Below are 12,270 nucleotides of genomic sequence, written 5' to 3' on the forward strand. Positions count from 1 at the left end.
GACTTTTAACAAAGGACTACCCAACAGCGGATACCCCCAGAATTGTCATTCCAATTTTTTTGAGGATTTACCCCTATGCGTGTTTGCGTAATTGGCACTGGATACGTTGGCTTGGTCACGGGTGCCAGTCTTGCCCATATTGGGCATCATGTCATCTGCGTGGACAATAACGAAGAAAAAGTCAAGTTGATGAAGGCGGGACAGTCCCCTATTTATGAGCCAGGACTGTCAGAAATTATGCAATCTGCTTCCCAGTCAGGGCATCTTGAGTTCACCACAGATTTGGGTGCTGGAGTGGGTCATGGAGAAATTTTGTTCATCGCAGTCGGGACGCCCGCTTTGGCAAATGGTGAAAGCGATACCAGGTACGTTGAAGCCGTTGCCCGTGGAATTGGCGCTCATCTTGACGGTGGTTACAAAGTCATTGTGAATAAATCCACAGTGCCAATTGGTTCTGGGGACTGGGTGCGGATGATTGTACTCGATGGCGTTCTGGAGCGCCGAAAGTCCCTAGTGGGAGCTGGTGGCGTTGCTACCGAGGAGCTGACACTAGAAACAACCCCTCAGTTTGATGTGGTTAGCAATCCAGAATTTTTGCGCGAAGGTTCGGCGGTTTACGACACCTTTAACCCAGATCGGATTGTGCTGGGTAGCACCAATCCGAAAGCGATCGCCATGATGCAAGAACTCTATGCTCCCATTGTCGAGCGCCAGGTGGCAGAAGACAAATCCTTACCGCCAGTGCCCGTCGTGGTGACAGACATCAACTCCGCTGAGATGATTAAGTACGCCGCTAATGCCTTCCTAGCAACCAAAATTAGCTTTATCAACGAAGTTGCCAATATTTGCGATCGCGTTGGTGCTGACGTTACCCAGGTCTCTAAGGGCATCGGTTTGGATTCCCGGATTGGCAACAAGTTTTTGCAAGCTGGGATTGGTTGGGGCGGTTCCTGCTTCCCGAAAGATGTCTCCGCTTTGATTCATACCGCTGACGACTACGGCTACGATGCCCAGTTGATGAAAGCTGCGGTGAGTGTCAACCAACGCCAGCGCGTGATTGCCATAGAAAAACTGCAACAGGCGCTAAAAATCCTCAAAGGCAAAACTGTGGGATTGCTGGGTCTAACTTTCAAACCCGATACCGATGATATGCGCGATGCTCCAGCACTCAATCTCATCGAGCAACTAAACCGACTGGGGGCGAAAGTGAAAGCCTACGATCCAATTGTTTCTTCAACTGGGATGCGTCATGGGTTAACCGGCGTGATGGTAGAAACCGATCCCGAACGGCTGGCTGATGGCTGTGACGCCCTCGTGTTGGTGACAGACTGGCAGCAATTCCAGACCCTGGACTACAGCAAAATGTCTAAGCTGATGAACAACCCGGTGATGATTGATGGTCGTAACTTCCTCAACCGGAAGGAACTTGAAAGCGCCGGTTTCCAATACATCGGCGTTGGGCGATAGGAAAAAAGTTTTGAGTTTTGAGTTATTAACTCAAAACTCACTCACTTCCTGACTCTTTGCCTGACTTTGTGCCAGATTAGTCCAGCGACAATTAATCCCAGACCAATTTGCCAGATTTGCGGCTCTACCCAGAAAGCCAGGAACAGACAAGATCCTAGACCTGTCCAGGCTATCCATTTGGGATAGAGCCGTTCTGACTCTGGCAGTTTTAATGCTGCCAGGTTAGTAATGGCGTAGTAAATCAAGACGTTAAAGGCACTGAACGACCAAGTTGTTTTGATATTGCCAAGCAGAACCAAAAGAGCGATCGCAATTCCTACCACTACCACCGCTAAATCTGGTGTCGTTCCTTGCCGATTCAGCCGTGCCAAAATTCTGGGCATATCCCGGCGTCGTCCCATCGCCAGCAGCACGCGGGACAAACCCAAAATCAAGTTTAATAGTACGCCCAGCATCGCCGCGATCGCACCAATCGATAAAATCGTCGCACCCCTTGAACCGGCAACGCTGCGGACTGCCACCTCCAGGGGTGCAGCCTGTGCCTGGGCTGCTTTGCCCAAAATTTCTGTCCCGACCGCCCCAATGCCAACCGTTGCCACTGCCATGTAAAGCAGCATTGTCACCACCAGGCTGATAATGATTGCTTGGGGAATCGTCTTCCGGGGTTCCCGTGCTTCCTCGCCCAGTGTGGCAATCCGACCATAACCCGTGTAAGCCACAAACATCAACGCACTGGCTTGGAGTACTGTCGCCGGAGAACCTGTAAAAAACGGCGTGAGATTTTCTTGGCCAACCTCTGTGGCGCGGGGTAGACAGACAAGGACAAAGAAAATTAAAGATAGCAGCGTCACCGAGACGATGACAATATTGGCACGATTAGAGCGCCGAATCCCGCTTAAAACAATCAGAGTCATCAAAATCGCCGCAGCCAGCGCCGTGGGAATCAGAAATCCCCGTCCGTACAAACCCGTCGCATTCAGCAAGTAGCCAGCAAAACCCAAAGCTGCCGTTGCTGCTGAGGCAGTCTTTGCCAAAAGAAACATCCAGCCTGCGGTAAAACCCAGACTCGGATTGAGATACTTGTAGCCATATTCGTAGCTGCCACCGCTGACGGCATGATTTGCTGCTAGCTGGGCACTATTGAGACCGTTGCAAGTTGCCACAATCGCTCCAATAGCGATCGCTAAAATCACCGCAGGTCCTGCGATTCCGGCAGCAATGCCGATGCTGACAAACACTCCCGTGCCGACGATCGAACCCAGACCCATCATCGTGGCACCCAAAACCCCTAACTCTCGTTTCATCTGCGGGGGTGAGGTTTTCGCACTCACGAGACATCTCCCAGATAAGACTACTGTTATGGTAAGGCTGAGAGGTTAAGAGTGAGTTGTGCGATCGCTTAGTTTGACGAATAAAGGATAAACGAACTGCGTTCAATCTCCGCTCCTTGTGGCGCGGTTCTCAACTTTGATTGGCTAATGACCCATGACTACTGACTACAATCAAGGACTATTTGGAACCCGCTCGATTTGGGCGTACCCACTGAAAATTAGCTGATCTCCTTGCGTTTCCAGGCGATTGATCCGTATCGTCACGCCGTCGAGATTAAAGCGATCCAAATCGACCATGTTATCTAAAATTTCAGCAAATGCCGATGTCAAGGTCTGAGAAATCTCCCGTGATTCTTCTGGCACTGCCTCTGGTTGAAATTTGGGATCTTTAAAACGAATGCGACGCCGCCGTTCCACTACTAAGGTTGCTTTCATGCTGACCGGCACCACTCCTTTTTCCCCCAAATCTGCCTTTGCAAAAATTTGCACTTGATTTTCGGGCAGCAGCTGCACTTCTACTTCGGTAAAGGAAACGGGTTGACCGCCAGATAAATCTGTCAAAGCTGGTGTAGAAATATCTTGCAGGCGCTTCTGCACCAGTTCTGCCTGAAAGGATTGGTTAATATCTGCTTGGGATACCATCACCTGTACAACTGCCTGGGTGGGTTGCTTCAGGCGAATCTGACCTTGCATGACACCACTGAAGTCAATCGAGACGGCGTCTGTCTCAAATGACATTTCCTCGGCGCGAAACTCGCGGCGAATCACGAGACCACGACCGCTCATTTTGAAGCTGTCAATACTGCCCTGCAAAAGCTTGCTGGAGGGATAGCAGCGAACAGCAACTTCCACAGACTCACTCTGGGTAAACAGGTGGCGAATGGTCTTGCTGGCGACTGTATTGAGGGCGCGTTCTCCCCAATCAGTGCCAGTATTATTTGTGAATCCAGTAAGGCCGCCTAACATAATGTTTCGCGTCCATGAGAGTGGTTACTATCGTATTTGTAACAAAATATTAACAAACAAGCAAGAAGACTTAAGAGAGAAATAATGGCAGAGAGCCTACTGCTAAAGGTTAGCAGCCGGAAATTGGCACAATTGATAGAATTTTCGGAATCTTCCAATTAGTTACAACAATTAGACTCGGAGATATGGGGCGATCGCTCTGTCGATGCGCGATCGCCTACAGCATCCCGGTAGTGCTGCAAAGGCTCTGGGCTAACGATCCCAGACTACTGCCAAAAGTAACAAAGTATTATTGGAGACAATTAAATTTCACAATCTCTGAAGTCTCCCCATGCCAGCAATGACTTGCCTACTCCTTAAGACAGATATAGCAATTCAAGGGTTGGGTGCAATAGATCAGTAGGGGCATGGCAATCAAAAAGCCCCTACTGAAGGTTAGAACCGCAATAGATTCTACCCAACTCTTGAAACGCTCAGGACTTAAGCAAAGCTTATACATATAGCGTTTTTTAGGGGCAATCCCCCTGGGAAAAGCCCTCAGATGTGGTGATGTGCGGCGAGTCCTGACGCTATAACCGCAAAAGTTATCTGGAGTCTGCCATCGAAAGCATCCTAAATCAGACTAGGGTAATTTTGAGCGACTGGTTTGGGATGAAGGCTGTTCTGCATTCTTAAATTGACAGGACTTACGCAAAGCTTATACATATAGAGTTTTGTAAGGGCAATCCCCCTGTGGTTGCCCCCAGATGCGGTGATGTGCGGCGAGTCCTGATTGAAAGCGATGACACGGATAATTGTTCTATATTACGATTCCAGCTATCCCATATTTAGAACGGGCTATCCGTTCGATTCAGGGAGATTTTGATATTGTTGTATACGATGATGGAAGCAAGAATTTTCCTGATTTGGCTGCTGTTAAAAATAGATGCAAAATCAGACGACTAGAGCATCGGGGGCCAGCTTCTACGCTGATACAGGCTCTGGCTGATGCAAAAAGAGAAAACGTACAACAAGTATTTATTCTAGATGGGGATGATCGGGCGCTAGAGAGTTTACCAAACTTTCTCAATGCATCCTTACTATCACCTTATACAACGGTTATTAGGCAGTTCATCAAAGATATGATTTTGACTATATAAGCTTGATAGAGGGGCGGTTTGACTTTAACATCAGTCGGACAGTAACAGTCAAAAAGGTACGGAAAATAGTAGGTAAATCTCAACAAATATTGCGTTCTTTACCTTTAGATTTTTATGATTTTGTTTACATTGATGGCTCCCACATAGCCAGCGATGTTCTTGAAGATGCCGTTTTAAGTTGGGCGCTTGTTAAAGTTGGCGGCATGATAATTTTTAACGATTATGATTTTATTTTTGCCGACAATAACCTTCAAAATTCCAAAGTGGGAATAGACGCTTTTGTAGCAGTTTTTTACGGTAAAATTAAATTAATCCATAAGTCTCATCAAATTCTTCTACAGAAACTTTTTCCTTAGACTTGGCTGCGTTTAATTACTGAAGACAATTTTGCTTCAGATAAGTTATAACAGCAGTAGAATAACTGTCTGGAAAATACGTGACAGTGAGCGATTGGTTAAAAGGCACAACCAGTGTAAACAAAAACGTAGTGACTTCGACAAAGCAGAACTGCGATTGGTTGTTCAATATTTCTTAATATCTGAAAGCGAGAGTAATATGAAACCCCTAGTGAGAAGAGTCAGCCTACTGATGGCAGCCTTGCCTCTTGCCGGAACCATCAGCTTAGAACAAGCCTTGGCACAATCGATCATTCCGGCTGCTGATGGTACTGGCACCCTTGTCAACACCAATGGCGATGTCCTCAAAGGAGGACCTTCGGTTCGCTTCGACATCACTGGCGGTAAGCTATCAAGCCAAGGCGAGAATCTCTTCCACAGCTTTAACCAATTTGGTCTCAATCAAGGTGAGACTGCTAACTTCCTATCCACCCCCACCATTCAGAATATTCTCGGTCGAGTCGTGGGTGGAGATGTCTCCGTCATTAATGGCTTAATTCAAGTAACTGGCGGCAATTCCAACTTATTTTTGATCAATCCAGCCGGAATTGTATTTGGCAACAACGCTAGTCTGAATGTGCCTGCATCTTTCACTGCCACCACCGCCAACAGTATCGGCTTTGGCAACAATTGGTTTAATGCCATTGGCAATAATAATTATGCCGCTTTAGAAGGAAATCCCAGCACTTTTGCTTTCACGACTCCCCAACCCGGTGCCATTGTTAACGCTGGAAACTTAGCAGTAGGACAGGGAAAAAATCTCACCTTACTCGGTGGCACTATCGTCAATACCGGGCAACTTTCAGCACTCGAAGGAAATATCACCGTAGCAGCGGTTCCCGGCGGAAAATCCGTGCGGATTAGCCAACCTGGAAACCTACTTAGTTTGGAGGTGGCGACTCAGAATTTTAATCCCCAATCCCCCATCCCTAATCCCCAATCCGTACCGCAGCTGCTGACTGGCGGGAAAGTTGGGAATGCTACTAAACTCACCGTTAATAGCAAAGGTCAAGTGGTACTCACGGGATCTGGTGTTGCCATCCCCACGGATACAGGCACTGCGATTGTAGCTGGCAACCTTGACGCATCCGGGAAGACTGGCGGTAAAGTGCAGGTTCTGGGGGACAAAGTAGGTTTGGTGGGTGCCAATATCAACGCTTCCGGCAGTCTCGGCGGCGGAACGGTACTAATTGGCGGCGATTATCAAGGTAAAGGGACGGTACCGAATGCCTCTAGAACTTATGTCAGTCCAGATTCTTCGATCAATGTCGATAGCAAAAACGACGGCAATGGGGGTCGTGCGATTGTTTGGTCTGACAAGGCAACTGAATTTTACGGCAATATTAGTGCCCGTGGCGGCAATAATTCCGGCAATGGCGGATTAGTAGAAGTTTCGGGCAAGGAAAGCTTAACTTTCAAAGGCACGGTGGATACAAGTGCGCCACAAGGTAAAGTCGGCACTCTGCTACTTGACCCGACTGACATCATCATCAGGAATGGCACTGACGATGGAGATGACACGGACGGCTTAAACAATAGCTTTACTGGCAACCCTTCTGGCACTTTAGGTCAAGTAGTTAGCACTGACACCACGCCGACGATCATCTTCGAGTCAGAATTTGAAAATGTGAATGCTGACATCATTCTACAGGCGACTAACAATATCACCATTGAAGACCTAGCTGACAACACTCTGAACGCTAACGGATCAATTACCTTGATTGCCGATTTTGACGGTGATGGTGTTGGAGCTTTTTCGATGAATCAAGGAGATACTATCCAGACTTTTGGAAACGCAGTAACGATTTCTGGAGCGAGTCTCACTGTTGGAAATATCAATACCGATGGTGGTCAGATTCAACTTAACAGCAACAACGGCGCGATCGCTACGGGCAATCTAGACACCTCTACCTTCTCTAATAATTCATCTACAGGTGGCGCAGTTACTCTAGAAGCTGGAAGTAATATCACCACAGGCGCAATTAATTCTTTTGCAGAAGCTGACATATTTTCACTTGGAGATAACCCAGGCGCTACAGGGGGTAACGTCAAGATAACTGCTGGAGGCAATATTACAACAGATGCAATTAATTCCTCTGCTGTGGTTACTCTCATCGCTGGTAGTGACATTTTATTAGATGCTATAGGCGGCTCAGTTACCTTAGATGCACAAGGTAGTATTCAAACCGGCGACATTGATTCCTCTGCTATTGACCCCATCGTTGCTACAGGGGGTGCGGTCAACTTAACAGCTAAGGACGATATAATCACCGGCAACATCAATTCCTCTGCTACTCTTAATCCCCCCGCAACTTATGGTGATATCCTTGACGCAACTGGTGGATTAGTCAGCTTAACAACAGATGACAATATTACCTTTGAGACGATTAATACCCAAGCTATCCAAGAAGCAGGAGATGGACTAGATGGCTCTCTCTTCGGTGGCAATGTCACAATATCTGCTCTAGGAGTCGTCAAAGGAAAGAACACAATTACAGGTCTTGTCCGGCTGACAACCATCCTCACCAGTGGAGTGACTCAAGGAGGCTCTGTTTTCATCCAGCATGATGGGGGACCAGATAACTTTCAATTTATCGTCGGCGATGCCAGTAAAAATGGTACGGCGGGAGAGATTGATACGGGTGGAAGTAGTGGAAATGGGGAGCTACTTTCTCCTACACAAACAATTCCATCTATCGATACCCTAATTCCCAATAACAATACCTTCGAGGTGGGCAATCCTAGTGTCGATGGCATTGGGATAACCTTTATCAACCAAGCACCGAATTTGACCGCAAATACCCTGCTAACGAATACTCAACAAAATCAGTCGATTACGTTCACTGTTGCGAGTTTAAATCCAGTTATAACTGATAGCAATAGCGACTTTACCTCAATACGCATTGACGCAATTAATGGGGGAACGCTGACCAAACAAGATGGTACCGTCATCGTACCGGGAACCATTTTGTCTTTGAGCGATGTTTTAGTTTACACACCGCCAGGGGACGCGATTGGTTTGCTCAATGCCTTTACAATTAGTGCGAGCGATCGCGTTTCCTTCTCCGCCCCGCAACAGCTCACCATCAATGTAGCTCAGCCAATCCCCACACCCATCCCCACACCCATCCCCACACCCATTCCCACTCCAATCCCCACCCCAACACCGTCCCCAGCGCCACTTTCTAGGGAATTATCACCACCGCAGGAGATGCCTCTGACACAACTAGCGGCAACTAGAACCCTTGCCTCAGTCGAAATCGATCCGGTTGTTGCTCAAATCGACCAAGAGTTTACACGGCAATTCCAGGAATATTTGGGACTTGGTTCCGATATTCCACTAAAAACCTTGGATGAGGCGCGTGAAATTCTTAACGAAATTGAGAAAGCAACTGGAGTGAAACCGGCACTCATTTATGTCGCGTTTTTGCCTGAAACAGTTACACCAGGGACGGCGGCAGACAAAAGCCAATTCCCTTATCCCGCATCAGAATCAGACATTTTTTGGCAATTCAACTCTCAGGGATTAGCCCTAAATCAGCTAGCTCAAATTCCAGCTCAATCGTCAAACAATACTCTCCCACAAGATAACGACCAACTTGAACTCGTCATCGTGACAGCCAAAAAGCCACCAATTCGCAGGAGAGTCACAGGGGCAACACGCCATCAAGTTCTCAAAGTCGCCCAGGAATTTCGCTCAGAAATCACTAAGCCGATCAAAACAAACCGTTACCTGAATTCCTCCCAACAACTCTATAAGTGGTTGATAGCACCCGTAAAAGCTGATTTAGAAGCTAGCAAGATTGATAATTTGGTTTTCCTCATGGATACTGGGTTGCGAAGTCTCCCCGTCGCCGCCCTCCACGATGGTCAAAAATTCCTAGTGGAAAAATATAGTGTCGGACTCATGCCCAGTCTTAGCCTTACCGATACTCGTTACCGGGATATTAAAAAATCCCAAGTCCTAGCAATGGGGGCAGCCAAATTTACCAACCAAAACCCCTTACCTGCCGTGCCAGTGGAATTGTCTATTATCGCCTCTTCTCTATGGTCGGGTAAATCTTTCCTCAACGATGCCTTCACTCTAAAGAATCTCAAGGCGCAGCGCCAGCAAGAACCTTTCGGAATTGTTCACTTGGGCACGCACGGAGAATTTAAGTCAGGGGAACCGAGCAATTCCTATATTCAACTGTGGGACACCAAGCTGAGATTGGATCAGCTGCGGCAGTTAGGCTGGAATGACCCTCCTGTAGAATTACTGGTGCTGAGTGCCTGTCGTACAGCCTTGGGAGATGAGCAGGCAGAGTTGGGCTTTGCCGGGTTATCAGTGCAGGCAGGCGTCAAGTCATCTCTAGCAAGTCTCTGGTACGTCAGCGATGAAGGGACTTTGGGGTTGATGACAGAGTTCTACGAACAATTGAAAAAAGCCCCCATCAAGGCAGAGGCGGTGCGTCAGGCACAGGTGGCAATGCTTAAGGGGCAAGTGCGTTTAGAGGGAGGTCAACTCCGCACCCTCAATGGCAGCTTCCCTTTACCACCCTCTATGGCTGGATTGGGAAACAGAAGCCTTGAGCATCCTTTCTACTGGGCAGCTTTCACGTTGATTGGCAATCCTTGGTAAAAGGGCTGAGGAGGGAGGAGTGAGGAATGAGGGCTGAGGACTGAGGAGGGAGGACTGAGGAGGGAGGACTGAGGACTGAGGAGGGAGGACTGAGGACTGAGGAGGGAGGACTGAGGAGGGAGGACTGAGGGAAAAAGGGGAGAGAAGATTGTACTTGCATTCAGCATTAGCGAAACCCAACGCCGACGTTGTTTTTGTTGGGTTTCGCTAATGCAAGGGTTCAACCTACGATAAAACTCAATTCCCGTTAAATCAGTGCCATTCAACAGCCTTGAGCATCCTTTCTACTGGGCAGCTTTCACGTTGATTGGCAATCCTTGGTAAAAGGGCTGAGGAGGGAGGAGTGAGGAATGAGGGCTGAGGACTGAGGAGGGAGGACTGAGGGAAAAAGGGGAGAGAAGATTGTACTTGCATTCAGCATTAGCGAAACCCAACGCCGACGTTGTTTTTGTTGGGTTTCGCTAATGCAAGGGTTCAACCTACGATAAAACTCAATTCCCGTTAAATCAGTGCCATTCAACTGATAGCTTATAGAACCCATTTGACATCTTTTACTGGGGTGAAGTAAAGTGATTGCCAAACTTTACTTCAGATGCCATGCCATACTCCAGTAGCCTCACCGACGCAGAATGGGAGATTCTGGAACCGTTATTGGTTGAGGTACTACCGCAGAAGAAACGCACGCCTCCGATGAACTGGAGTCAGCGAGAAATCTTAGATGGCATCTTCTATCAACTCAAGAATGGCTGCAATTGGGAAGATTTGCCCTGCATACTTACCACCTTATTCAACGGTCTATTGGCACTATAAACAGTGGCGAGAAGCTGGAGCAATTGAGCAACTGATGGGCGTTCTGCATGGACAAGTGCGCGAAGGTGTAAAAAAAAAGCCAAGTGGAAGACCTTGATCATCATCGACTCGCAAGCGGTGCAAAATACCTGTAATGCAAGTGTAGACTCGAAGGGATTCTGCTTCTAAAAAGCAACCAATGGGATTAAACGACATCTCGCTGTCGATACATTGGGCTTCCCGTTCTTCACGCACTGCACGAGGGCGAATGTGACGGACGATGCTGGGCTGATTGAGATGCTGACGCACAACATTGACTATTTCCAGTCAAAACCGATGAACATTCCCAAGATCACAATCTTGCTCGATCATGGCTATCACCTGGAGCATCTGACTCAAGAGCAAGAGTTGGTGTATCCCCAGATAATGCGGAAGATTAAGTTTGAGTTTTCAACCAAACCTTCAAAACAACAGAAAGCTGCCCAAGGAAAATCTGGATTTGTGCCAGCAGTGGCGCGGTGGCTTCGACGTGAGCGCTCAGCCGAACGGTGATTGAGCGCTCGAATGCTTGGATGGAACGATGTAAAATTCTCGTCAAGAACTTTGAGCGCACCTTACCAAATGCCACGACCAAGCTCAATCTTTGTTTCGTCAGACTCATGATCAAGAGGCTTGCAGCTTCTTAAATATCTCAAATGGGTTCTAGGAATTGCTTATTTTGCTCAGGGAGATTATCCCAGAGCAATGAATTACCAAGAGCAACATTTGCGCCTAGCGCGACAACTTCAAGATCGCGGGGGCGAAGGTCGGGCGTTAGGCAATTTGGGATTAGTTTACTATGGTTTAAAAAAATATCGCTTATCAGCCGAATACCATCAACAATATTTAGCGATCGCGCGAGAACTTCATGACCGCGCTGGGGAAGGACAGGCACTTAGTAATTTAGGCGATGCACTGCTTCAATCTGGCAACCTTCTCGAAGCAGAGCAAACACTATTTATTAGATGATTTTCAGGGAATCGGGATACCGGGTGCGCTCGCCCTGGCATCAGACGGGAAAGATAGTGGTTTGCTGACAGCCGGTGAAATACTGGATCTGTACGCACGATCAGAGCCAGCCGCTTTCGGCATACCGCAAAGCAGTTCGTCTTTACGGTATGCCGAATTGGTGGTTTTGAGTGCTTGTGACACAGGAAGAGGTCGAATTACAGGCGATGGCGTTATCGGACTGTCTCGTGCTTTTATTTCCGCTGGAGTTCCCAGCGTTATCGTGTCATTGTGGGCGATCCCCGATGCCCCTACTTCATTCCTGATGACGGAGTTTTATCAAAATCTCCAGGGAAATCCAGACAGAGCTACTGCGCTGCGAAGTGCCATGCTAACAACCCTAAAAACCTACCCAAACCCATTAGACTGGGCGGCATTTACCCTGATTGGCGAAGCGCAGTGAACGGCAATATTTGAGTAAGATTGGAGTCAATACTTTTCAGTTAACGCCAATTCTTGCGGAAATCCTAAAACTCAGGATGTAGTGGCAGCAAAAGCGGTAGTGAGTCTTTGGT

Annotated in this window: 10 protein-coding genes and 2 pseudogenes; 8 read left to right on the top strand and 4 right to left on the bottom strand. The window is 47.8% G+C overall.

What is annotated here, in order from left to right:
* Positions 1-75: 75 nt before the first annotated feature.
* Positions 76-1,467 (top strand): UDP-glucose dehydrogenase family protein, encoded by a 1,392-nt coding sequence (locus AC2VDX_RS18190; RefSeq protein ID WP_378184281.1) that lies wholly within the window; start codon positions 76-78, stop codon positions 1,465-1,467.
* A 41-nt stretch (positions 1,468-1,508) separates the two neighbouring features.
* Here the strand turns inward: AC2VDX_RS18190 and AC2VDX_RS18195 are convergent, their stop codons facing one another.
* Positions 1,509-2,798 carry an APC family permease gene (locus AC2VDX_RS18195; RefSeq protein WP_378184283.1) on the bottom strand — a complete coding sequence of 430 codons (1,290 nt, stop codon included), beginning with the start codon at positions 2,796-2,798 and terminating at the stop codon, positions 1,509-1,511.
* 171 nt (positions 2,799-2,969) lie between these two features.
* Positions 2,970-3,764, bottom strand: a complete 795-nt coding sequence (locus AC2VDX_RS18200; RefSeq protein WP_378184285.1) for an LmeA family phospholipid-binding protein — start codon at positions 3,762-3,764, stop codon at positions 2,970-2,972.
* A gap of 794 nt (positions 3,765-4,558) precedes the next feature.
* Here AC2VDX_RS18200 and AC2VDX_RS18205 point away from each other — a divergent pair.
* From AC2VDX_RS18205 to AC2VDX_RS18215, 3 genes are all read left to right on the top strand, one after another.
* Complete coding sequence (locus tag AC2VDX_RS18205) at positions 4,559-4,903, top strand: glycosyltransferase (protein WP_378184287.1); 345 nt, start codon at positions 4,559-4,561, stop codon at positions 4,901-4,903.
* Between the two features lie 2 nt (positions 4,904-4,905).
* Positions 4,906-5,259, top strand: coding sequence for a class I SAM-dependent methyltransferase (locus tag AC2VDX_RS18210; protein ID WP_378184289.1), 354 nt, complete (start codon positions 4,906-4,908; stop codon positions 5,257-5,259).
* Positions 5,260-5,458: 199 nt separating this feature from the next.
* Positions 5,459-9,919, top strand: coding sequence for a CHAT domain-containing protein (locus AC2VDX_RS18215; protein ID WP_378184291.1), 4,461 nt, complete (start codon positions 5,459-5,461; stop codon positions 9,917-9,919).
* Here AC2VDX_RS18215 and AC2VDX_RS18220 read toward each other — a convergent pair.
* Entirely contained in the window at positions 9,880-10,185 is a 306-nt protein-coding gene (locus tag AC2VDX_RS18220; RefSeq protein WP_486928216.1) for a hypothetical protein, read from the bottom strand. The genes AC2VDX_RS18215 and AC2VDX_RS18220 overlap by 40 nt on opposite strands.
* 32 nt (positions 10,186-10,217) lie before the next feature.
* Complete coding sequence (locus tag AC2VDX_RS18225; RefSeq protein WP_486928217.1) at positions 10,218-10,460, bottom strand: hypothetical protein; 243 nt, start codon at positions 10,458-10,460, stop codon at positions 10,218-10,220.
* Between the two features lie 56 nt (positions 10,461-10,516).
* Between AC2VDX_RS18225 and AC2VDX_RS18230 the strand changes: the two genes are divergently transcribed.
* The 4 genes and pseudogenes from AC2VDX_RS18230 to AC2VDX_RS18245 all read left to right on the top strand — a co-directional run.
* A complete protein-coding gene (locus tag AC2VDX_RS18230; protein WP_378184295.1) occupies positions 10,517-10,729 on the top strand; it encodes a transposase in 213 nt (70 codons plus the stop codon).
* A 183-nt stretch (positions 10,730-10,912) separates the two neighbouring features.
* A pseudogene (locus tag AC2VDX_RS18235) lies at positions 10,913-11,394 on the top strand (transposase).
* Positions 11,381-11,716, top strand: coding sequence for a tetratricopeptide repeat protein (locus tag AC2VDX_RS18240; RefSeq protein ID WP_378184297.1), 336 nt, complete (start codon positions 11,381-11,383; stop codon positions 11,714-11,716). Before AC2VDX_RS18235 ends, AC2VDX_RS18240 begins: the two are co-directional and overlap by 14 nt.
* Positions 11,700-12,158 (top strand): annotated as a pseudogene (locus AC2VDX_RS18245) (CHAT domain-containing protein); the annotation flags it as partial. The gene AC2VDX_RS18240 and the pseudogene AC2VDX_RS18245, both read left to right, overlap by 17 nt.
* Positions 12,159-12,270 lie beyond the last annotated feature (112 nt).

The organism is Coleofasciculus sp. H7-1 (genome assembly GCF_057473865.1).

Coding starts and splice junctions, on each gene's coding strand:
- AC2VDX_RS18230 (WP_378184295.1), top strand. CDS start 10,517: ATGCCATACTCCAGTAGCCTCACCGACGCAGAATGGGAGATTCTGGAA.
- AC2VDX_RS18200 (WP_378184285.1), bottom strand. CDS start 3,764: ATGTTAGGCGGCCTTACTGGATTCACAAATAATACTGGCACTGATTGG.
- AC2VDX_RS18215 (WP_378184291.1), top strand. CDS start 5,459: ATGAAACCCCTAGTGAGAAGAGTCAGCCTACTGATGGCAGCCTTGCCT.
- AC2VDX_RS18225 (WP_486928217.1), bottom strand. CDS start 10,460: ATGGGTTCTATAAGCTATCAGTTGAATGGCACTGATTTAACGGGAATT.
- AC2VDX_RS18190 (WP_378184281.1), top strand. CDS start 76: ATGCGTGTTTGCGTAATTGGCACTGGATACGTTGGCTTGGTCACGGGT.